This is a genomic window from Pseudomonas sp. PICF6 (assembly GCF_009831705.1).
GTDB classification, from domain to species: Bacteria; Pseudomonadota; Gammaproteobacteria; order Pseudomonadales; family Pseudomonadaceae; genus Aquipseudomonas; species Aquipseudomonas rhizophila.
The window spans coordinates 285976-308569 of the sequence record NZ_WUUD01000016.1 but is presented as its reverse complement, the minus strand read 5'-3'; the positions used below and the strand labels follow the sequence as shown (position 1 = coordinate 308569).

Here is a 22594-nt window from a genome sequence, read left to right as displayed (position 1 = left end):
GATCAATGTTGAACACAAGATATATGCTCACTGAAGATCACCTGTGGGAGCGAGCCTGCTCGCGATGGGAACACCGCGGCCTGCCAGGCAGACCGCGGTGCCAAGGTCACGCCAGGCTCTTGCTTACCACTTCGAACACATCGGCCGACAGCCCGCCGGACGCCAGGATGCGCTCCAGCTCGGCTTTCATCAGCGCCTGGCGGGCACTGTCGTATTTGCGCCAGCGGGTCAGTGGCGCCAGTTGCCGTGCGGCGATCTGCGGGTTGAAGCCATTGAGCTGGATCACCAGATCCGCCAGGAAGCGATAACCTGAACCGTCAGCCGCGTGGAAGTTGATCAGGTTCTGCCCGGCAAACGCCCCCACCAAAGCGCGTACCTTGTTCGGGTTCTTGATATTGAACGCCGGATGTTCCATCAAGGCCTTGACCCGCGCCAGGCCGCCCGGCAACGGGCTGCCGGCCTGGACGCTGAACCATTGGTCCATGACCAGCGGGTTGCCTTTGAAGTTCTCCGCGAACACTTCCAGCGCCTTGGCCTTCTCGGCTTCGAACGGGGAATTGACCAGCACCGCCAGGGCCGTGAGACGCTCGGTCATATTGTCGGCGGTGTCGAACTGCTCCAGGGTGGCACTGAGCACTTCCGGCTTGTCGGTCAGCATCAGGTACGACAGCGCGATGTTCTGCAAGGCACGGCGGGCGAAATGCTCGGCCTCGGCCACGTACGGCGTGCGCTTGGACAGGTCACGGTTGGCCTCATAGCGCAGCCACAGGGCTTCGAACAGATTGTCCGCCAGTTGCTGACGGGCGAATTCCCGCGCGGCATGGATCGCCTCCACGTCGGCCACTTCGCTGATTTCCGTCAGATAAGCCTCGCTTGGCAGCGAGAGCATTTCCGCGACCATGGCCTGATCCAGGGATTCGTCCGACAGCACGCTACGCAAAGCGCTGACCAGACGCGGATCCAGCACCAGATTTTCGCCTTTCTGATGCTGGGCGATCAGTTCCTGCAGCACCTGCACCGACAACTGCTGGCCGGCATCCCAGCGGTTGAAGCCGTCGCTGTCGTGCTGCATCAGGAACATCAAGTGGTCCCGATCGTACGGGAAGCTAAGCTTCACCGGGGCCGAGAAGCCGCGCAACAACGAAGGCAACGGCTTTTCGGCGATGTCGACAAAGGTGAAGGTCTGCTCGGCTTCGGTCACCGAGATCACCCGGGACGTGCCAGTTGCCGCCGCTTCGCCGGCCAGGCGCAGAGGGATTTCATTGCCCTTGCTGTCCAGCAAACCCAGCTCCACGGGAATCACAAATGGCAGTTTTTCCATTTTGTCCGGGGTCGGTGGGCAGCTCTGGCTGAAGGTCAGGCTGTAGGTTCGGGCAGCAGCGTCGTAGGACTCGCTGACCGCCAGCCGTGGCGTACCCGCCTGGCTGTACCAGCGCTTGAACTGACTCAGGTCGACGCCGTTGGCATCCTCCATGGCCTTGATGAAGTCATCGCAGGTCACGGCCTGGCCGTCGTGGCGCTCGAAGTACAGGTCGCTGCCCTTGCGAAAGCCCTCGGCCCCCAGCAGGGTGTGGATCATGCCGACCACTTCCGACCCCTTTTCGTACACGGTCAGGGTGTAGAAGTTGGAAATTTCGATGAAGCTGTCCGGGCGCACCGGATGGGCCATGGGACCTGCGTCTTCGGCAAACTGGTGAGTGCGCAGGTACGCCACGTCCTGGATACGCTTGACCGTGGCTGAGTTCATGTCGGCCGAAAAACCGGCGTCGCGGAACACAGTGAAGCCTTCCTTGAGGGACAACTGGAACCAGTCACGGCACGTCACGCGGTTGCCCGACCAGTTATGGAAATACTCGTGGGCAACGATCGCTTCGACCCGCTGGTGCGCGGCATCGGTGGCGGTTTCGGCGCGGGCCAGCACTGCGCTGGAGTTGAAGATGTTCAGGCCCTTGTTTTCCATGGCGCCCATGTTGAAGTCGTTGACCGCGACGATCATGAAGATGTCCAGGTCATACTCACGGCCATAGACCTCTTCATCCCAGCGCATCGACTTCTTGAGGCTGGTCATGGCGTGCTGGCACTTGTCGATGTTTTCCGGCTCGACATAGATGCGCAGCGCCACGGTGCGCTCGGTCATGGTGGTGAAGGTGTCTTCGACGCACCACAGGTCGCCGGCCACCAGGGCAAACAGGTAGGCGGGTTTCTTGAACGGGTCTTCCCAGGTCGCCCAGTGCCGGCCATCTTCGCCGGGACCGCTGGCGATCGGGTTGCCGTTGGACAGCAACACCGGATAGCTGTGCTGCTCGGCCACCACCGTGGTGGTGAACGTACTCATCACATCCGGGCGGTCGAGGTAATAGGTGATCTTGCGGAAACCTTCGGCCTCGCACTGGGTGCAGAACATGCTGCCGGACTTGTACAAGCCTTCCAGGGCGGTGTTGGTTTCCGGGTGGATCCTGACAGTGGTGTCCACCGTGAAGGCCGGGGCCTTGGGTTGCAGGGTCAGGTGGCTGGCGTCCAGCTGATAGTCCAGCGGATTGAGGTCGGTGTCATCGAGCTTGATCGAGAGCAGTTCCAGCTGCTGGCCATCGAGCACCAGGGGCGGCAGGCCGGCACCGCGCTCGGGGTTACGGCGCATCACCAGTTGCGCATGGACCAGGCTGTGGTCCTCGAACAACTCGAAGGTCAGGTGCGTCTCGTCGATCAGGTACTCGGGCGCCTGATAGTCCTTCAGGTAAATCATCTTCGGTTGTTCGGTGCGCATGGGGCAAATCCTTCTACTGATGCACGGCGAGCTGATAAGCCGTGTATTTACGAATATTGATCACGCCAGTGTCGAAAATCAGGTATTGGCCCTTGATCCCCAGCAGCGTGCCTTCGGCAATCGGGTTCTTGTCCAGGTTGAAACTGACGATCTTGGCCGGGTATTGCTCCACCGGATAACGGATCTCGATCGGCTCGACGTCCGCTATGGTCTGGATCGCTTGCAGGCCGAATCGTTCCTGCAAGCCTTGCAGACCTTCGGCGCAGCTCTCGAACAGCGAATCGCGGATCTGCGGCAGGTCCACCGCCACGGCGTCGCCCTTGAGCAATGCGCGCCAGTTGGTCTTGTCCGCCACCTGGCTGCGGAACAGGTCTTCGACAAAGCCCGATTGCTGGCGAGTGGCGACCCGCAGGATCGGCAGCGCCTGGCTGGCGCCCTGGTCCAGCCAGCGGGTCGGCAGCTGCGTGGCGCGGGTGATGCCGACTTTCACGCCCGAGGAATTGGCCAGGTACACCACATGATCGGTCATGCAGAACTGTTCGCCCCAGGCCGGCTCGCGGCAGGTGCCCGCATCGAAGTGGCAGCGCTCAGGGCTCATGATGCACAGGTCGCACTGGGCCAGTTTAGTCATGCAGGGGTAGCAATAACCCTGGCTGAAGCTGGTCTTGGTCCTGCGTCCGCAATGGCTGCAGTGGATCGCACCGAGAAACTCCAGGCGCACCGTGCTGCCAATCAACGGGTTGACTGGCACCTCGGTATCGCCCAGGCGAAAGGCGTATTGAACGGTCGGCCCGTCAAGGCGTGCCGACATCTTGCTGATTGCACCGCGGCCAATCTCGATCAATGGATGGCATCCGACTTGAACAGGATGTTCGGCACTTCTGTGGCCTTCGACTGGCACTCCTGCGGGCCCATGTAGCCGGTGCGTTCCTCTTCGGGCAGATTCTGCATCTCCCAGGCGATCATCGCCTGCAGCGACAATTCGCGCTGTTCGGCGGTGAGCTTGTTGCCATCGGCCCATTTACCGATTTCCACCGCCAGCTTCAGGCTCTGATAGATCTCGGGGGTGATGTTTTTGATCATTTCGTTGAACGAGGACATGGGTTCTCCGCGCAATCGCGCATATTCAAATATTACAGGCGCCGTCAGAGGGCCATTTTACGACGAGCGAACAGCCCGCCCAACAAACCCGTGAAGCAACCGATGAGCAGCCCGCCGACGTGGGCCGCGTTGGCGATTTCGCCGAAACCGATCAGCGAGATCAGCCCGGACAGGCACAGCACCAGCCACACCAGCATCATCACCAGCACCCCACGGGGCAAGTGATAGGCCGGGTTCGGCGCCAGCAGTTGAAAGATCCAGCAGTGCCCCAACAGACCATAGAGCACGCCGGACAAGCCGCCGAACAAGGTCGGGCCGCTGAAGAAATATTGGGCGAAGTTGGACACGAGGCTGAACAGCAGTGTCAGCCCCAGCAGGTTGATGCCGCCCTGGCGCGCTTCAATCCGCCGTCCCAGTTCCCAGTACCACATGCCATTCATGGCGATGTGCAGGAAACCGAAATGGATCAGCATCGGCGTCACCAGGCGCCACCACTGCCCTGCCGCCAGGCTGTCGGCCAGGGGCGTGAAATGGATATAGTCGCCGACGACGCGAAACTCCAGGAATGTCAGCCAGCGCAAGGTCTCGAGATTTTCCCCCAGCAACGTCACGGCGCCGACGATCAGGCTCAGCAGCAACACCAATGCTGTAACCGGGCTGCGGGTCAGTTGCTGGACGAAACCAGGCCGTCGCGACGTGCTGCCGGTGCCCGGCAACTCCAACTGGTGCTCGGGATCGCCGCTCGGGAAGCGTGCATACAACGAGCGCACGTCTTCGCTGATTTCATCGGGCACCCAGAGCACCTGCTCGCCCGCCTCCTCGCTGACCCGATGGGGCACCTGCATGCGTTGCAGCAATTTGACGAAGCCGCTCAGATCCTCGGCCAAGGGCAAGCGCAAGACCGCCACAACGCTCATCGCAGTTCCTCCGGCCGTTCGACATCGACCCAGACAAATTTATGCGGGTCCAGTCGGGTTTCTGCGTCGAGACGATAGGCCACCAGTTTTCCGTAAAGCACCGCGCTGTAATCCAGGCAGGCCAGGTTCGAGCGGATCGGCGCGGGTTTGCCGCTGCGCCAGTAATGACCGACGAACAGCATGGGTTCATGCACGCCATAGCGCAGCAGATTATTCTTTTCGTCGGGTGACAGCGGCGTGCGAGCCACCGGTTCGGGCAAGGCGTCGGGTTGGAACACGATGTCTCCATAGGTCTGAGGATCGTCTTCCCAGAACTTGGTGCGAAAGAACGAACGGGTCAGGCCGTCGCCGCCGGTGAGGGTCAGGCCATGGGGCAAGCGCATGTCGGTACCGCGCAGCAGGCGATCAAACACCGTGCAGGCGAAACTGCCCGGCTCCGCCGAGGCCTGGAGGAAATGCTCGTCGATACAGCCGTCCGGGAACAAGCCTCGCAGCGGCTCGATCAGACCGTTGTCCCAGCAGGCGTGGACCACCCGAAAGCGCTGGGCATCGACAAACAGCGGCAACTCGTAAAACCACTTGAGAAAGTCATGCCAGTCGCCCGGATGCTGCTCGAACTGGGTCAGGGTTTCGTTGAGCAGACGGGCATGGCGCGGGGTGTGTTCGCGCACGTAGCGCTGGCCGCTGCCCGGCAACGCCGGCGTGCTCCAGCCTAGGGCGTTGAACTCGTGGTTGCCCATGATGCACAGCGCCTGACCGGCCACCACCATGTCGTGGACGATGTGCAGGGCTTCGCGGATCCGCGGACCACGGTCGATGATGTCCCCCAGGAACACGGCCATGCGCGACGGGTGCCGCCAGACGCCGCCCTGCTTGTGATAACCGAGGCGGTCCAGCAGGCGTTCCAGGGTCAGGGCGCATCCGTGCACGTCGCCGATCAGGTCGTAACTGCGCGCAGGATCGAGCATCAGTCGCCTCCACCCCCCAATCGACTGCCCCAGCCGAGCTTGGTCCGGCAGACTTCGTAGTAATTGTGATCCAGCGGGTGGATCAGGCGCAGCTTCTGCGCTTTTTTGCTGACGGTGATGGTGTCACCCGGCGCGCAGGTGAAATGGTTCTGGCCGTCACAGGACACTTGCGGGTAGATCTGCATATCCTTGGACACGACGATTTTCAGCTCACTGTTGCCATCGACCACAATGGGTCGCCCAGACAAGGTATGGGGGTACATGGGCACAATCACAATAGCGTCGAGCTTGGGATGCATGATCGGGCCACCGGCGGAAAGCGCATAGGCCGTGGAGCCGGTGGGCGTGGCGACGATCAGGCCGTCGGCCTTCTGGCTGCAGACGAACTGACCGTCGATATACAGCTCGAATTCGATCATCCGCGTGGATTTGCCGGGGTGCAGCACTACATCGTTGAGGGCATCGCCCTGGCCGATGGCTTCGGCGTGACGGCGCACCTCGGCTTGCAGCAGGAAGCGATTCTCCACCAGATAGTGACCGTCCAATACCTCGGCCACTTTGGTTTCCAGCTCGTCGGGGCGGATATCGGTCAGAAACCCCAGGCTGCCCCGGTTGATGCCCAGTACCGGAATGTTGTGCCGCGCCAGGGCTCGGGCGGCCCCCAGCAGACTGCCATCGCCGCCGACCACGATCACCATGTCACAGACTTCGCCGAGCATCTTGCGCGACGAAGTCTGCAGGCCGTGACCAGGCAAGACTTCGGCGATGGTATCTTCGAGGATCACATGCAGGTGCCGCTCCAGGAGGAAACGTTTGAGTCGGCGAACAGTGTCCAGCACCTGCGAACTGCCCAGGCGACCGATGATGCCGATATTGCGAAATTGCTCCATGGGGCTCCTGCGAGGGTCTGCGTCGGGCGAAAAACACGATTATGGGCGAAAGCCGCCCATAGACAAAATTCTTTAAGCCTTCGACGCAGGCTATGCTCGCAAAATGATCCTGTTCCCCGAACTGCTCGACTTGCCCCGCCGCCTGCGCCATCCCGAAGTGCGCGACCTGGCGTGGGCGATCCTTGCCCCGCCGATGCTGATCGACACGCCCTGGCCCCAACGCCATCCCCTGACCGGCAGCGACTGGGTGCAACAGCCTCATCAACTGGAACAGTGGCTGCGACAACTGGACCGCGACAGCTATCCGTTACTGCATTGCCTGTCCCAGGGCAGAACCCGGCGCCTGGGTCTGTATTACGAACGGTTGTGGCAGTTTGCGGTGCAGCACGCGCCGGGCATTGAGCTGATCGCCGCCAACCTGCCGATCCGCCACCAGGGCCAGACCCTGGGTGAACTGGACCTGCTGCTGCGCGATGGCGACGGCATCCACCACCTGGAACTGGCGATCAAGTTGTACCTCGGGCCGCAAAACGGCCACGGGCAGGACACCGCACAATGGCTCGGCCCGGGCTGCCATGACCGGCTCGACCTTAAACTGGCGCATTTGCGCGAACACCAGCTACCAATCTCCGCTCGCCCGGAAAGCCGAGAGGCCCTGGCAACGCTGGGCATCGAACCCTCGGGCATCGAGCTGTTTCGCTCGGAACTCTGGCTAGGCGGCTATCTGCTTTACCCGTGGCCCGGCCAAGCCGAACCCCCAACCGGCGCCCATCCCAGGCATTTGCGCGGAAGGTGGCTGCATCAGCGGGACTGGCCGGCGTTCGTTGCCCAGCGTCCGCCGGGGCGCTGGCAACCCCTGCCCCGGGCTGGCTGGCTCGCCCCGGCCCATTATCCGGCGGACCAGACCTGGAGCGCCGGGCAACTGGATGCCTGGCGAATGGCCCTCGACCCCATGGCCCCCGCACAATTGATGGTGCGCCTGAGTGAAAATGCCGAGGGTGAGTGGGAAGAAACCGAGCGAGCGTTCCTGGTGGCGGATCGTTGGCCGGATGTGCCGGGGAATGGGTGAGATGGGCGGCGTCTGTCCGGGCCTCATCGCGAGCAGACTCGCTCCCACAGTGACCGCGGCGTTTGCAACTTCAATGGCAACACTGCATCCATGTAGGAGCGAGCCTGCTCGCGATAAAGTCAACGCGGTCTAAATAGACAACCGCAACGCCAACGCCGCCAACGTCACCAACAACACCGGCACGGTCAGCACAATCCCGACCTTGAAGTAGTACCCCCAGCCAATCCGGATGTCCTTGCGCGCCAGCACGTGCAGCCAAAGCAAAGTCGCCAGGCTGCCGATCGGAGTGATTTTCGGGCCCAGGTCGCTGCCGATGACGTTGGCGTAGATCATCGCCTCCTTCACCACCCCGGTGGCCTGGCTGGCATCGATGGACAAGGCACCGATCAGCACCGTCGGCAGGTTGTTCATGATCGACGAGAGCAAAGCCGTCAACAGCCCGGTGCCCATCGCCGCCCCCCACACACCATAGGCGGCGAAACCATCGAGCCATTGCGCCAGGTAGCCAGTCAGCCCCGCATTGCGCAGGCCATAGACCACCAGATACATGCCCAGGGAGAAGATCACGATCTGCCACGGCGCCTCCTTCATGACCCTGCGAGTGGAGATTTTGTGACCGCGGGCCGCGACGGCCAGCAATAACGCGGCGCAGACCGCCGAAATCGCGCTGATGGGAATGCCCAACGGCTCGAGGGCGAAGCAACCAAGCAGCAGAATCGCCAACACCGCCCAGCCCGCGAAGAAGGTGGCCCTGTCGTGGATGGCACTCGCCGGGGCATCCAGTTGATGCGGGTCATAGTCGCGCGGGATGTCGCGGCGAAAGAACCACAGCAATATCGCCAGGCTGGCCGCGACGCTGACCAGGTTCACCGGCACCATGACCGCCGCGTAACGGTTGAAGCCAATGCCGAAGAAGTCGGCTGAGACGATGTTCACCAGGTTCGACACCACCAGCGGCAGGCTCGCGCTATCGGCAATGAAGCCGGCGCCCATCACGAATGCCAGGGTTGCCGCCGGAGAAAAACGCAAGGCCAGCAGCATCGAAATTACGATGGGCGTCAGGATCAACGCCGCGCCGTCATTGGCGAACAAAGCCGACACCAGCGCGCCCAGCAGCACCATGAACGCAAACAGCTTGCGCCCGCTGCCTCGGCCCCAGCGGGCCACATGCAAGGCGGCCCAGGCGAAGAACCCAGCCTCGTCCAGCAACAGGCTGATGATGATCAGCGCGATAAACGTACCGGTGGCGTTCCAGATGATCTGCCACACCAGGGCAATGTCACCGACCTGCACCACCCCGCTCAACAACGCCAGCAGCGCACCGAGCGTTGCACTCCAGCCAACACCGAGGCCCTTGGGTTGCCAGATCACCAGTGTAATGGTCAGCAGAAAAATCAACGACGCGAGGAGCATGCGCAACAGCCTTGAAAGAAGGGATTTAGTAGGGGAAAAGAAGGGTCGCCTTGTGGCGAGGGGATAAACCCCTCACCCGCTATGCATGCCTGAAAATGCCGGGCATCAGGCCTTTTTGTGCTGTTCAACCCACTTGCCATAGGCATCAATGAATTTCTGCAGAAACGGCCTCACCGACTCAGACAGCTCGCCCTGCTCATCGAACGCGCTCCCCGCACCGGCCAGATAAGCCTCCGGCTGTTGCATGCAAGGCACATCGAGGAAAACCAGGGACTGGCGCAAATGATGATTGGCACCGAAACCACCCATGGCTCCCGGCGAGGCACTGATCACCGCCCCCGGTTTACCGCTCAGGCAGCTCTTGCCGTAAGGCCGCGAGCCGACGTCAATGGCATTTTTCATCGGGGCCGGAACCGAGCGGTTGTATTCAGGCGTGACAAACAGCAATGCGTCGGCCGCGCCAACCTGCTCACGGAAAGTGCTGTAGGCTTGTGGGGGTGTGACGTCAATATCTTCGTTGTAGAGCGGCAGGTCGCCTATCTCGATGATTTCCAGCTTCAGGTTGCTCGGCGCCAGATCCGCCAGGGCCAGAGCCAGCTTGCGATTGATCGAAGCCTTGCGCAGGCTCCCCACTAAAACGGCCACGGTGTAGACATTACTCATTGGACACTTCTCGACGATGGGTTCAAGGGAGCCCCATTTATAGATGATCGGGCGAACAATTGGACCAGCGGAGAACCGAAAACCTTCCGACTGGACTATTTTTTTCATGTAGGAAAACTTACCGCGCTTGACCAAGGTCTACAGAACCGCAAATCGAGTGATTTATTTCCAGAGGTTCTAAGCAATGGCAGCAGTACTTGTCGGACAATTTCATGCGCGGGACGCCGAAGGTCGCGTCTATTCAGTGCATGAATACCAAGAATCGACCCCGTCGCCCGACGGTAACGGCAAGGAGCCTGTGACGACTTTCAAGCTGGCGATCGGAGATCGCGTCAACCAACTCGAAGACGGCAAATTCATGCTGGTGCAGTCCCAGATTGAATTAACCCGCGAACCGGAAACGCTACCGCCCGCTCAAACGCCCGCTGAAACGCTAATTGCCTCATAACCTGTTGTTATGAGCAGAAGTCATGCCCGGACTTGGGTTAGGATTCAGCCACTCAATGGCTCTCCCGCCCAACATGGACTGCTTGCATGCGTTTACGCCACATCGAAGTGATCCAGGCGCTGTTGCAGACCGGCCACCTCGGCACGGCGGCTGAATGGCTGCAATTACCGGTGGCAGAGGTGGAGGCGACGCTGCGCGATGCCGAGCTGCAGTTGGGTTTCATGCTGTTTGCCAGTGTGCGCGGGCGATTGCAGGCGACTCGCGAAGCCCTTGAGTTGCGCGACGGCATCACCCGCGTGTATGACACCCTCGAACCGGTGCAACGCCTGGCCAGCAGCCTGAAACACTATCAGGCGCCGCCCCTGCGCATCATTTGCACCCCACCGCTGGCCCAGCAGTTACTGCCTCAAAGTATCGCTGCCCTGCGTCGACGCCATCCGGACGCCCCTTGCACCCTACTCAGCCAACCGACCCGAGACATTGTTCAGAGCCTTCTGCTGCGCGACAGTGACTTGGGCCTTAGTCTGCACGACCCCGAACACTCCGACATCCAGTGCCAGATGATCGCCCAGGGCAAACTGCAATTGCTGGCGCCCCACGGCTGGCTGCAACCGCGGCAAAAATACATTTCGGTTCAGGATCTGGCCGGCCAGTCGCTGGTGGGCCTGGATGGCCACGACCCGCTGAGCCCTGCGTTCGACCATAAGCTGGCGGCGCTACGCCCCGCGCCGGTCATCCAGATCCGCGTACAGACCCATCAGATGATGCGCGCCATGGTCGAGGCTGGTGAAGGGCTTGCCATCGTCGACCCCTTCACCGCTTCAGGTGCCAAGGACGGCGGGCTGGACGTATGCCCGGTATCGCCCGCCATTCCCATCTGCCTGTATGCGCTGAGTCTGAATGGCACGGCGACCTCTCCCACCCTCCAGTCGCTGCTGGAACTGATTACGGAACAAGCCGAGGCGCTGTTGGGCCACTGATCGCCATGCCCAGTGGATCGTCGAACAACCGGTACCAGAACAACGCCACCTCGGCGGTATGACGGTCAATGCCGCGATAGCGCAGGTGATCGATCCCGCCCAGCACGTAACCGCAACGCTCATAGAGCCGGCACGCGCCCAGATTGTTGTTCTGGGTTTCGAGCATGATGCCCGGCAGTTTTTTCTTGCGGCTCCAGAAATGAGCGACGTCCAGCAATGCCCTGGCCACACCGTGGCGACGGGCCGGGGCATGCACGGCAAGCTCATCGATGTGGGCAAAACCGTTCCAGTTGGTACTTACCACCAGATGCCCTACCGGTTGGTCATCGAGGTAAGCCATGAAGATCTCGCTGTCCGGAGCGTCCCGGAAACTGCTGAATTCCTCAGGATCGATGCCATAGCATTTACGATAAGGGGCAATGGGCGTCACTGGCCATTGGCTCACCGGCCGACCCACCTGCGCCGTCCCATAGGCGCTGACCTCGAAACTGAAGTCGCTGCCCCAGATGTAGGCGGCAAAGCCGTCATCGACGACACGCACCGACAGGCCGGGGTGCTTGGGATTCATGACCGGCTGCATACTGGGAAAAGTCCTCATTCCTTGAGACAACCAACGGCGCTCTGCCATCCATTGCCCTTGCCTCTCGAAACTTCATACATCAAGCGGGTATCCGTAGCCTGCCCGTTACCTCAGGTTAGAAGGTACTGGCGATTGTGGCGAGAAATGAATGAAGACTGCCCTTGTGGGAACGAGCCTGCTCGCGATGGGATCTCCATGGTCCAACAGACAGACCGAGCCGCCTGCATCGCGAGCAGGCTCGCTCCCACAAAGAGTACGACCGTGGCGCAAGATCAGTTCGCCGCGGCCTGGGATTCGACCAGTTGCGTCCACAGTGCCGGAGCACCGGCAGATTTGGCGATAGCTTCCAGACGCGCGGCATGTTCGGCCAGGTCGTTTTCGCTGGCGCGAAGGATCCGGCCTGGCGTGCGGTCAGCGGGCAAACGACGGATTTCCGTTGCCTGGTTACCTGAACCCTCACCCGTGCCATTGCCATCGGAGGCGTTGCCGGCCAGGGACAGGCTGGTCTGGCCCCCCGTCATGGTCAGGTAGACGTCGGCGAGAATCTCCGAGTCGAGCAAGGCGCCGTGCAGTTCACGACCGGAGTTGTCGACGCCGTAGCGCTTGCACAAGGCATCGAGGCTGTTGCGCTGCCCCGGGTGCCGTTCCCGAGCCATCATCAGGGTATCGAGGATGGTGCAGTGCCGGGTGATATCGGCCCGGTCGTGCTGCCCCATCAGGGCAAATTCGTTGTTGATGAAGCCAACGTCGAACGCCGCGTTATGGATGATCAGCTGCGCACCCTGGATGAACTCGAAGAACTCATCGGCCACTTCAGCGAAGCGCGGCTTGCCCACCAGGAACTCGTTGGTGATGCCGTGGACGCCGATGGCGCCTTCATCACTTTCGCGGTCCGGTTGCAGGTAAACATGGAAATGGCGACCGGTCAGGCGTCGGCCGATCAGCTCGACACAGCCGATTTCGATAATCCGGTGACCATCGGTCACCGGCATGCCGGTGGTTTCGGTATCCAGTACAACAGATCTGTTGGCCATCAGTGTTCAGCTCTCAACGGGCATGCTTGCAAAAGCGGCGATGTTAACACGCTCCGGTAACGAGGGGACTTACCTGAAACCTGGCTTATGGGAGCGAAGCTGTGGGAGCAAAGTCCACTCGCCACAGATCATCCTGTTCAGGCCCCGACACCACTCGTATCAGGCCTGCTTGAAACCCCGCACCTCATCCACCCCACGGTTGGCCAACTGGTCGGCCCGTTCGTTTCCGTGATGGCCGATATGACCGCGCACCCATTTCCAGGTGACGTTGTGACGGTTGACCTGCTCGTCGAGCAGCTTCCACAGATCGGCGTTCTTCACCGGCTCTTTCGCAGCGGTTTTCCAGCCACGCTTCTTCCAGTTGGCCATCCACTCATTGATGCCTTTCATCACATATTGCGAGTCGGTCACCAGCAATACGTCGCAAGGCCGCTTAAGCTCTTCCAGACCCCGAATAGCGCCCATCAGCTCCATGCGGTTGTTGGTGGTATTGGTTTCACCGCCCCAGAGTTCCTTCTCGACACCCTTGCATACCAGCAGCGCCCCCCAGCCACCCGGGCCGGGATTGCCCTTGCAGGCGCCGTCAGTGAAGAGTTCTACACTATCGCTCATGCCAATCCATCCAGAAAAAAATGCAAAGGCCTGCCGGACGGGAACGACAACGCCCGCAACCGAAATGCCGCCAGACCATCAGAAAAGGGTTAAGGCTCGATGTGGCGACGATTGACCTTGGCCATCGGCAAGGGAATCAGCTTACCCATCGGCTCGCGTCGCGCCTGACGAACCGGGCGCAGCCCGACCGCAATCTTGCGCGCCACCAATAAATAGAAGCCGCCGCCGGACAGTTGCCACTCACCGGCCTTGCGCTCCCAGCCGGCCAGACGGGCCTGCCACTTGGGCGACGCAAGCGGCGGACGATAGCATCCGAAGCGGCGTTTCTCCAGCGCGAAGCCCAGCAGGTTGAGCCAGTCACCGACCCTTGACGCCGAGATGCAGCGAGCCTGACGCAAAGCATCGTGAGCGAACACGTGACGCAACCCCCAACTGCTCCAGGGATTGATGCCAATGATCAGCAGATGCCCGCCAGGACGGACGCTGCTGGCGGCTTCGCGCAGCAGCCCGTGCGGGGAGAGACAGAAATCCAGCCCGTGCTGCATCACCACCACATCGGCGGCATGCTCGCTCAACGGCCAGGCCTGCTCTTCGCAAACGATCTCCACGCCAGGCAATGGTGCCCCCAGGCGTACATTACGCTGAACCTGCGGCGCCGACGGCGGGGTCTGCGCCGAAGGCCCGTAGTGCACCAGATAGCCACCAAAGAACCGGCCCAGCTCGTCTTCGAGCATGCGCCGCTCCTCTTCCAGCAAAAATTGCCCGACAGGGCCGGACAGCCACTCACGAGCGGCGCTGATCAACGCAAGCCAGTCGGGATCAGCCTGAGCGAACGCTTCATCGGTCATTGCATTCTCCAACGCGTCAGGAAGTTCTAAGATGCGCCTTTGTTTTCTGCTTGGCGAATTCCGCGATGATACAGATCAGTGCCCTGCCCGCGTTCACCGATAACTACATCTGGTTGTTACAGGACCACGCCACTCAACGCTGCGCCGTCGTCGACCCCGGCGACGCCACGCCGGTGCAGGCCTGGCTCGACGCCCATCCAGGCTGGGTCCTGAGCGACATCCTGATCACCCACCATCATCACGACCATGTCGGCGGCGTCCAGGCACTGAAAAACGCGACACACGCCACCGTCTACGGCCCGGCCAGTGAAAACATCCCGGCGCGGGACGTGGCGCTGCAGGACAACGACCAGCTCAGCGTCCTCGGCTGGGACTTCGATGTCTACGCCGTACCCGGCCACACCCTGGGGCATATCGCGTATTACCATCATGGCTTGCTGTTCTGTGGCGACACCCTGTTTGCCGCCGGTTGTGGGCGACTCTTCGAAGGCACGCCTGCACAAATGCATCAGTCCCTCAGCCGCCTGGCCTCTCTGCCTGAGGATACGCTGGTCTACTGTACCCATGAATACACCCTCAGCAATCTTAGATTCGCCGCTGCGGTAGAGCCGGGCAACCCGGACGTTGCCGCGCGCCTGGAAAAAGTCAGCCAGCAACGCAACGCCGGCGTCATGACCCTGCCCTCGACCCTGGCACTTGAAAAGCTCACCAATCCGTTCCTGCGTACCGCTGAAACATCCGTTAAACAAAAAGCAGACGAACGGAATGGCCAGCGTAACCAGACGCCGAGTGAGGTTTTTGCGGCCTTGAGGGCGTGGAAAGATAAGTTCTAAGGCCGCTGGCGTTTGATACAAAAATTCTGAAAGGTTGACCTGTTGGGGTGCGCTTCCTAGAATCGGCCGACATTTTTGCCCGGAACTTACTTCCAGCCAATGTCGTCATCTATACGTAAGTCCGTCAAGTCAGACACATTGACCCGCTTGGCTCAAGCTGTCGCAGTGGCTGTGTCCGCCACCCTGGCGGGCTGCCAGAGCACGAGCCAGGTGCCGCAGAGCGATGTGGCGCACACGCCGAACATCGCCGCTCGCGCCAAACAGAAGCCCATCTGGCTCACTGAAAAACCCGTCCCTCAAGTGCCTCAGGACGTCTGGGAGCGTATGCGCCAGGGCTTCCAGCTGCAGGAAACCGCCGGCGTCAACCCGCGTATCGAGCAGCAACGCCTGTGGTTCGCCAGCAATCCATCCTTTCTGGAAAACGCCGGCGAACGCGGCAGCCTGTACATTCATTACATCGTCGAACGCCTTGAAGAACGCAACATGCCCCTGGAGCTGGCGCTGCTGCCGGTGATCGAAAGCGCCTACAACCCCATGGCTTATTCCCGGGCCCATGCGGTGGGCCTGTGGCAGTTCATCCCGTCCACGGGGCGCTACTTCAACCTGCGCCAGACCCGCTTCTATGATGGGCGTCGCGACATCACGGCCTCTACCACGGCCGCGATGGATTACCTGACGCGCCTGCACGACATGTTCAACGGCGACTGGCTGTTGGCGCTGGCTGCCTACAACGCAGGCGAGGGAACGGTCAGCCGCGCCATCGAGCGCAACGAAAAACTTGGCCTGCCCACCGATTACTGGAACCTGCCGCTGCCCAGCGAAACCCAGGCCTATGTGCCGAAGTTGCTGGCATTGTCCCAGGTCGTGCTTTCTCCCGAGGCCTACGGCGTCAACCTCAACCCGATCGCCAACGAACCGTACTTCCAGGTCGTCGAGATCAACCAGCGCATGGACCTGTCCAAAGTCGCGGCGGTGGCTGACATCGACGAAGACGAGCTGTTCCAGCTCAACCCGGCTTTCAAGCAGCGCACCACCATCGATGGCCCGCAGCACCTGCTGGTGCCCACGTCCAAGGCCCAGTTGTTGACCGCCAGCCTGTCCACCATGCGTCCGGAAGAACTGATCAGCAAACGATCGCTCCAACCGGTTTTTGACTCAGCCGAAGAAAGCACGGTGGCGGGCGCCAAGCGCACCTATCGCGTCAAGCGTGGCGATAACCTGGGGCTGATCGCCAAGGCCAACAACGTTCAGATCAAAGACTTGCAACGCTGGAACAGATTGAGCGGCAACAAACTCAAGATCGGCCAGACCCTGGTCATGCAAGACACCCGCAAACGCGTCAACACGGTAGTCGCTGCCAGCAGCAAGAATAAAAAGAAACAAACCCAGTACAAGGTCAAGCAAGGCGACTCGCTGTACGTGGTCGCCAAACGCTTCAACGTGGAAATGCAGCACCTCAAGCGCTGGAATCCACGGGTAGGCAAGGCACTGAAGCCTGGGCAAATGCTGACGGTTTACTCTCCGCACTAAGCCTGACTGAAGAGAGGGCTGCTTCGCAGCCCAGCGGGAGCAAGCTCCCTCGCCACGGTTTCGGGTAATCCCTGAAGCTTTCGGCTCCCGCCTTTTTCCTGCCGATACAAGCTGTTACTGTACGGGCCATAAAGCCCAAGCCGCCTGGATCGGATCTCAGACTTGATACGTCCCCTCCTCCTGCTCCTGATCAGCCTGGCCTTGAGCTCTCCCGCCGGCGCAACCATTAGCGAAAGCCATGGTTATGCGCAGTTCGGCACGCTCAAGTACCCGGCCAGATTCACCCACTTCGACTGGGTCAACCCGCAAGCGCCCAAGGGCGGTATCTTGCGGGTCATGGCATTTGGCACCTTCGATACGCTCAATCCCTATACTTTCAAGGGCAGCAGCCCAGTTTCGACGCCCAACTTCTTGCAATACGGCATCAACGAGCTGAACGAACCGCTGATGGTTGGCACCGGTCAGTATGCGCCGTCCGGCGACGAGCCGACGTCGAGCTATGGCCTGATCGCCCGTTCGGTGGAATACAGCGAAGACCGCAGTTGGGTGGTGTTCAACCTCAGACCCGAAGCCCGTTTTCACGACGGCGTGCCGATTACCGCCTATGACGTGGCGTTCTCCTACAGAAAGCTGCTCAAGGAAGGTCATCCGCAGTACCGCACCAACCTTCAGGAAGTGCTACGGGTCGACATCCTCAACCCGCTGAAAATCCGCTTTGTGTTCAAGCGTACGGGCAACCCGCTGCTGATCCTGCGCCTGGGTGAGTTGCCGGTGCTGCCCCAGCATTACTGGAAAGACCGCGACTTCAAGGCCACCACCTTCGAACCGCCCTTGGGCAGCGGCCCTTACCGGATTACCAAAGTGCAGCCTGGTCGCCAGTTGGTGTTTGAGCGGGTCAAGAATTACTGGGGCAAGGACCTGCCGGTCAATCGCGGCAAATACAACTATGACCGGATGGACGTGGAGTTCTACCGCGACAGTGAGGTGGCTTTCGAAGCCTTCAAGGCCGGGGAGTTCGACATCTACATTGAACACCAGGCCAAAAACTGGGCCAACGGCTACCGGTTCCCGGCGGTCAATCGCGGCGAGGTGATCAAGGCGCAGATTGCCCACCAGATCCCGACCCAGACCCAGGGTCTGTTCATGAATACCCGGCGCAGCACGTTCGCCCAAGTCAAGGTTCGTGAAGCCCTGGGGCTGATGTTCGACTTCGAGTGGACCAACCGCACGCTGTTCAGCGGTGCCTACAAGCGCACCCTCAGCTATTACCCCAACAGTGAATTCTCCGCCAGCGGTCTTCCGGTGGGCCACGAATGGCTGCTGCTCAAGCCGTATCGGGAACAACTACCGCCCCCATTGTTCACCCAACCCTTCAGCCTGCCCCAGACCGACGGGCGGGGCATCCCCCGGGAAACCCTGCGCAAAGCCCTGGGATTGTTGAAGGAAGCCGGGTGGACCATCCACGGCCAGCGCCTGCTCAACGCCGACAGCCAGCCCCTGCGCTTCGAGATCCTGCTGGTGAACCCGAACCTGGAGCGCATCCTGCAGCCCTACGTGGAAAACCTCGCCAGCATCGGCATCCAGGCCCGCCTGCGTACGGTGGATCGCGCTCAATACAAGCAGCGTCTGGACCAGTTCGACTTCGACATGATCCTGCTGACCCTGGGGCAAACCCTCAGCCCGGGTCTTGAGCAATGGCAGTACTTCCATTCCAGCCAGGCGGGGGTCAAGGGCAGCAAGAACTACGCCGGCATCAACAACCCGGTGGTCGATCACCTGCTGGAAAAGCTCCTGTCTGCCCGCACCCGTGACGAACAGGTCGCCGCCGGCAAAGCCCTGGACCGTGTGCTGCTGTGGCAGCACTACTGCATCCCTAACTGGTATCTCAATTATCATCGCCTGGCCTACCGTAACCGGTTTGCCTTTGTCACTACGCCGCCCTACACCCTGGGTTTGAGCGCATGGTGGCTGAAATCTTCGGAGAAAGATCAATGAAGCCTTTACGCGCCCTGCTCCTGCAGGCCAGCGGCCTGTTGTTCGCCGGACTGGCCTGTGCCGCACCGCAGCACGCCTTGACCTTGTACAACGAGCCGCCGAAATACCCGGCCGACTTCAAGCATTTCGATTATGTGAACCCTGACGCCCCCAAGGGCGGGATTTTTCGTCAGGGCGGGTTTGGTGGCTTCGACAGCCTCAACCCTTTTATCAGCAAGGGCGTCCCCGCCGATGACATCGGCCTGATCTACGACACCCTGGCCAAACAAGGCCTGGACGAACCCTTCACCGAATATGGCCTGATCGCCGAAAAAATCGAGAAGGCCCCGGACAATGCCTGGGTGCGCTTCTACCTGCGGCCCGAAGCCCGCTTCAACGACGGCCATCCCGTACGCGCCGAGGACGTGGTGTTCAGCTTCCAGACCTTGACCAAGGACGGCGCCCCGATGTTCCGCGGTTATTACAACGACGTGGCCGAAGTCATCGCCGAAGAACCGCTCAAGGTGCTGTTCAAGTTCAAGCACACCAATAACCGCGAATTGCCGCTGATCCTCGGCCAACTGCCGGTATTGCCCAAGCATTGGTGGGCCGGGCGCGAATTCAACAAGGGCAACCTGGAGATCCCCCTCGGCAGCGGCCCGTATAAGGTCGCCGAAGTGAAGGCTGGCCGCTCGATTCGCTATGAACGCGTGAAGGACTATTGGGGCAAGGACCTGCCGGTCAACCGCGGCTTCTACAACTTCGACGTGCTGACCACCGACTACTATCGCGACAACACCGTGGCGGTCGAGGCACTGAAGGCCGGGCAGTTCGATTTCTGGCTGGAAATGGCTGCCAAGAACTGGGCCAACGCCTACAACATCCCGGCCGTGACCGAAGGCCGGCTGATCAAGGAACAGATCCCCAACGGCAACCCCACCGGCATGCAGGGCTTTGTCTACAACCTGCGCCGCCCGGTCTTCCAGGACGTGCGGGTGCGCAAGGCCTTGAGCCTGCTGCTGGACTTCGAATGGACCAACAAACAACTGTTCCACGGTGCCTACGCCCGCACCCGCAGTTATTTCGAAAACTCGGAGATGGCCGCCACCGGCCTGCCCGGCGAAGACGAGCTGAAGATCCTCGAGCCGTTGCGTGGCAAGATCCCCGAGCAGGTGTTCACCCAGGCCTTCCAGCCTTCGGTATGCGACGGCAGCGGCATGATTCGTGACCAGCAGCGCAAGGCCTATCAATTGCTGCAAGAGGCCGGCTGGCGCATCGTCGACGACAAGATGGTCGATGCCCAGGGCAAACCCGTGGTGCTGGAGTTCCTGCTGGCCCAGACCGAATTCGAGCGGGTGCTGCTGCCGTTCAAGCGTAACCTCAGTGACCTGGGCATCGAACTGGTGATCCGCCGGGTCGACGTGTCCCAATACATCAATCGCGTGCGCTCGCGGGATTTCGACCTGATCGTGGGCAGCTTCCCGCAGTCCAGCTCGCCGGGTAACGAACAACGCGAGTTCTGGATGTCGGCCGCCGCCGATAATCCCGGCAGTCGCAACACCATGGGCCTGAAGGACCCCGCCGTCGACCAACTGGTGGAGCAACTGATCAACGCCGACTCACGCAAGAGCCTGGTGGCCCACGCCCGGGCGCTGGACCGGGTGTTGCAATGGGGCTACTACGTGATCCCTAACTGGCACATCAAGACCTGGCGCGTAGCCTACTGGAACCACATCGGCCATCCAAAAATCACCCCGACCTACGACATCGGCACCACCACATGGTGGGTCAAGCCAGAGGTCAAGCCTTCCATCGAGGTGGAAAAACAGGTCATCGAGCAAAAAATCGTCGCCCCGGCGAGTGTGGAGTAACCGATGCTGGCTTATATCTTTCGGCGTCTATTGCTCATCATCCCGACCCTGTTTGGCATCCTGCTGATCAACTTCGTGATCATCCAGGCCGCGCCCGGCGGGCCGGTGGAGCAGATGATCGCCAAACTCGAAGGTTTCGAAGGCGCCACCAGCCGCATTGCCGGTGGCGGTGCCGAAGTGTCGGTGGCCGGCTCCGCCTATCGCGGCGCCCAGGGGCTGGACCCGGCGCTGGTCAAGGAAATCGAGCGCATGTACGGCTTCGACAAGTCGGCGCCGGAACGCCTGTGGATCATGATCAAGAATTACGCTCGCCTGGATTTCGGTGACAGTTTTTTCCGAGACGCCAAGGTCATCGACCTGATCAAGGAAAAAATGCCGGTCTCCATCTCGCTAGGGCTGTGGAGTACGCTGATCATGTACCTGGTGTCGATCCCGCTGGGGATCGCCAAGGCGACGCGGCATGGCAGTCATTTCGACGTCTGGACGAGTTCGGCGATCATCGTCGGCTATGCCATCCCGGCGTTCCTGTTCGCCATCCTGCTGATCGTGGTGTTTGCCGGCGGCAGCTATTTCAACTGGTTCCCGCTACGGGGGCTGACGTCCAACGATTTCGACGAACTGAGCATGGGCGGCAAGATCCTCGACTATTTCTGGCACCTGGCCTTGCCCGTTACGGCCCTGGTGATCGGCAACTTTGCCACCATGACCCTGCTGACCAAGAACAGCTTCCTCGATGAAATCAACAAGCAGTACGTGGTCACCGCCAAGGCCAAGGGCCTGACCCGCAATCGGGTGCTCTATGGTCATGTGTTCCGCAACGCCATGCTGCTGGTGATTGCCGGCTTCCCTTCGGCGTTCATCGGAATCTTCTTCACCGGCTCGTTGCTGGTAGAGGTTATTTTTTCCCTTGATGGCCTCGGTTTGATGAGTTTCGAGGCGGCAATCAACCGTGACTACCCGGTGGTCTTCGGCACCCTGTTCATCTTCACCCTGCTGGGGCTGGTGGTGAAATTGATCGGTGACCTGACCTACACCTTTGTCGATCCACGCATCGACTTCGAAAGCCGGGAGCATTGAGATGAACCTGTCCCCCCTCAATCGCCGTCGTTTCGAACTGTTCAAGGCCAACAAGCGTGGCTGGTGGTCGCTGTGGCTGTTCCTGATCCTGTTCGGGCTCAGCCTGGGCGCCGAGTTGATCGCCAATGACAAGCCGCTGGTGGTGCACTACGACGACGGCTGGTACTTCCCGGCACTCAAGCGCTACCCGGAAACCACGTTCGGCGGCGAATTTCCGCTGGAAGCCAACTACAAGAGCCCGTACATCCGCGAACTGCTGGCCGCCAAGGACGCGTGGGTACTGTGGGCACCGATCCCGTTCAGCTACCAGAGCATCAATTACGACCTGAAGGTCCCCGCCCCGGCACCGCCCTCCTCGGTCAACTGGCTGGGCACTGACGACCAGGGCCGCGATGTGCTGGCCCGGGTGATCTATGGTTTCCGTGTTTCGGTGCTGTTCGCTCTGACACTGACCCTCCTCAGCTCGATCATTGGCGTGATCGCCGGTGCCTTGCAGGGCTTTTACGGCGGATGGGTCGACCTGGCCGGCCAGCGTTTCCTGGAGATCTGGTCGGGGCTGCCGGTGCTTTACCTGTTGATCATCCTGGCCAGCTTCGTGCAGCCGAACTTCTGGTGGTTGCTGGGCATCATGCTGCTGTTCTCCTGGATGAGCCTGGTGGACGTGGTCCGCGCCGAGTTCCTGCGCGGGCGCAACCTGGAATACGTGCGTGCCGCGCGGGCATTAGGCATGCAGAACGGCGCGATCATGTTCCGCCACATCCTGCCCAACGCCATGGTCTCGACCATGACGTTCATGCCGTTCATTCTCACCGGGGCCATCGGCACCCTCACGGCCCTGGATTTCCTCGGGTTTGGCTTGCCTCCGGGCGCTCCGTCCCTGGGTGAACTGGTGGCCCAAGGCAAATCCAACCTGCAGGCGCCTTGGCTGGGCATCAGCGCGTTCGCCGTGCTGGCGATCATGCTGAGCCTGCTGGTGTTCATCGGCGAGTCCGCTCGCGATGCCTTCGATCCGAGGAAGTGAA

The 22594-nt window shown here is 60.9% G+C and carries 21 protein-coding genes; 9 read left to right on the top strand and 12 right to left on the bottom strand.

Annotation, left to right across the window (positions count from 1 at the left end; all coding sequences use genetic code 11):
• Positions 1–106: 106 nt before the first annotated feature.
• The 6 genes from pepN to GSM73_RS09165 are packed head-to-tail and all read right to left on the bottom strand — an operon-like array spanning position 107 to position 6640.
• Complete coding sequence (pepN, locus tag GSM73_RS09190; protein WP_076384437.1) at positions 107–2764, bottom strand: aminopeptidase N; 2658 nt, start codon at positions 2762–2764, stop codon at positions 107–109.
• A 13-nt stretch (positions 2765–2777) separates the two neighbouring features.
• Positions 2778–3608, bottom strand: a complete 831-nt coding sequence (locus GSM73_RS09185; protein ID WP_076384435.1) for a DUF2797 domain-containing protein — start codon at positions 3606–3608, stop codon at positions 2778–2780.
• On the bottom strand, positions 3605–3865 hold the full coding sequence (locus GSM73_RS09180) for a YeaC family protein (RefSeq protein ID WP_047225776.1): 261 nt from the start codon (positions 3863–3865) through the stop codon (positions 3605–3607). Before GSM73_RS09180 ends, GSM73_RS09185 begins: the two co-directional genes overlap by 4 nt.
• A 44-nt stretch (positions 3866–3909) precedes the next feature.
• Positions 3910–4782 carry a rhomboid family intramembrane serine protease gene (locus GSM73_RS09175; RefSeq protein WP_047225775.1) on the bottom strand — a complete coding sequence of 291 codons (873 nt, stop codon included), beginning with the start codon at positions 4780–4782 and terminating at the stop codon, positions 3910–3912.
• Positions 4779–5753, bottom strand: coding sequence for a metallophosphoesterase (locus GSM73_RS09170; protein ID WP_171061363.1), 975 nt, complete (start codon positions 5751–5753; stop codon positions 4779–4781). The genes GSM73_RS09175 and GSM73_RS09170 overlap by 4 nt, the downstream gene beginning before the upstream one ends.
• A complete protein-coding gene (locus tag GSM73_RS09165; RefSeq protein ID WP_003202709.1) occupies positions 5750–6640 on the bottom strand; it encodes an NAD(+) kinase in 891 nt (296 codons plus the stop codon). Before GSM73_RS09165 ends, GSM73_RS09170 begins: the two co-directional genes overlap by 4 nt.
• 103 nt (positions 6641–6743) lie before the next feature.
• Between GSM73_RS09165 and GSM73_RS09160 the strand changes: the two genes are divergently transcribed.
• Complete coding sequence (locus tag GSM73_RS09160; protein ID WP_107322358.1) at positions 6744–7709, top strand: DUF1853 family protein; 966 nt, start codon at positions 6744–6746, stop codon at positions 7707–7709.
• A 129-nt stretch (positions 7710–7838) separates the two neighbouring features.
• On the opposite strand, the gene GSM73_RS09155 is transcribed toward GSM73_RS09160, so the two are convergent.
• Together GSM73_RS09155 and GSM73_RS09150 are read right to left on the bottom strand one after the other, a co-directional pair.
• Complete coding sequence (locus GSM73_RS09155) at positions 7839–9122, bottom strand: arsenic transporter (RefSeq protein WP_107322357.1); 1284 nt, start codon at positions 9120–9122, stop codon at positions 7839–7841.
• Positions 9123–9227: 105 nt separating this feature from the next.
• A complete protein-coding gene (locus GSM73_RS09150) occupies positions 9228–9785 on the bottom strand; it encodes an NADPH-dependent FMN reductase (RefSeq protein WP_139049964.1) in 558 nt (185 codons plus the stop codon).
• A gap of 184 nt (positions 9786–9969) precedes the next feature.
• Between GSM73_RS09150 and GSM73_RS09145 the strand changes: the two genes are divergently transcribed.
• Together GSM73_RS09145 and GSM73_RS09140 are read left to right on the top strand one after the other, a co-directional pair.
• Positions 9970–10233, top strand: coding sequence for a hypothetical protein (locus GSM73_RS09145; RefSeq protein ID WP_047225770.1), 264 nt, complete (start codon positions 9970–9972; stop codon positions 10231–10233).
• Between the two features lie 86 nt (positions 10234–10319).
• A complete protein-coding gene (locus GSM73_RS09140; RefSeq protein WP_047225769.1) occupies positions 10320–11213 on the top strand; it encodes a LysR substrate-binding domain-containing protein in 894 nt (297 codons plus the stop codon).
• Here the strand turns inward: GSM73_RS09140 and GSM73_RS09135 are convergent.
• The 4 genes from GSM73_RS09135 to GSM73_RS09120 all read right to left on the bottom strand — a co-directional run bounded on the left by GSM73_RS09135 (position 11179) and on the right by GSM73_RS09120 (position 14287).
• Entirely contained in the window at positions 11179–11793 is a 615-nt protein-coding gene (locus GSM73_RS09135) for a GNAT family N-acetyltransferase (protein ID WP_047225768.1), read from the bottom strand. The two genes, GSM73_RS09140 and GSM73_RS09135, sit on opposite strands and share 35 nt — an antisense overlap.
• Positions 11794–12065: 272 nt before the next feature.
• Positions 12066–12827, bottom strand: a complete 762-nt coding sequence (gene dnaQ / locus GSM73_RS09130; protein WP_047225767.1) for a DNA polymerase III subunit epsilon — start codon at positions 12825–12827, stop codon at positions 12066–12068.
• A gap of 159 nt (positions 12828–12986) precedes the next feature.
• Positions 12987–13439 (bottom strand): ribonuclease HI, encoded by a 453-nt coding sequence (gene rnhA / locus GSM73_RS09125; protein ID WP_047225766.1) that lies wholly within the window; start codon positions 13437–13439, stop codon positions 12987–12989.
• Between the two features lie 89 nt (positions 13440–13528).
• Complete coding sequence (locus tag GSM73_RS09120) at positions 13529–14287, bottom strand: class I SAM-dependent methyltransferase (protein WP_047225765.1); 759 nt, start codon at positions 14285–14287, stop codon at positions 13529–13531.
• Positions 14288–14352: 65 nt separating this feature from the next.
• On the opposite strand from GSM73_RS09120, the gene gloB reads away from it, so the two are divergent.
• The 6 genes from gloB to GSM73_RS09090 all read left to right on the top strand — a co-directional run bounded on the left by gloB (position 14353) and on the right by GSM73_RS09090 (position 22593).
• A complete protein-coding gene (gloB, locus tag GSM73_RS09115) occupies positions 14353–15120 on the top strand; it encodes a hydroxyacylglutathione hydrolase (RefSeq protein ID WP_160892254.1) in 768 nt (255 codons plus the stop codon).
• 99 nt (positions 15121–15219) lie between these two features.
• The gene (locus GSM73_RS09110) at positions 15220–16650 is read left to right on the top strand and encodes a lytic transglycosylase domain-containing protein (protein ID WP_160892252.1); all 1431 of its coding nucleotides are present in this window, start codon (positions 15220–15222) and stop codon (positions 16648–16650) included.
• Between the two features lie 162 nt (positions 16651–16812).
• A complete protein-coding gene (locus GSM73_RS09105) occupies positions 16813–18645 on the top strand; it encodes an extracellular solute-binding protein (protein ID WP_218575655.1) in 1833 nt (610 codons plus the stop codon).
• Complete coding sequence (locus GSM73_RS09100; protein WP_047225761.1) at positions 18642–20495, top strand: extracellular solute-binding protein; 1854 nt, start codon at positions 18642–18644, stop codon at positions 20493–20495. Before GSM73_RS09105 ends, GSM73_RS09100 begins: the two co-directional genes overlap by 4 nt.
• 3 nt (positions 20496–20498) lie before the next feature.
• Entirely contained in the window at positions 20499–21572 is a 1074-nt protein-coding gene (locus tag GSM73_RS09095; protein WP_047225760.1) for a microcin C ABC transporter permease YejB, read from the top strand.
• A gap of 1 nt (position 21573) precedes the next feature.
• Entirely contained in the window at positions 21574–22593 is a 1020-nt protein-coding gene (locus GSM73_RS09090; RefSeq protein ID WP_047225759.1) for an ABC transporter permease, read from the top strand.
• Position 22594 lies beyond the last annotated feature (1 nt).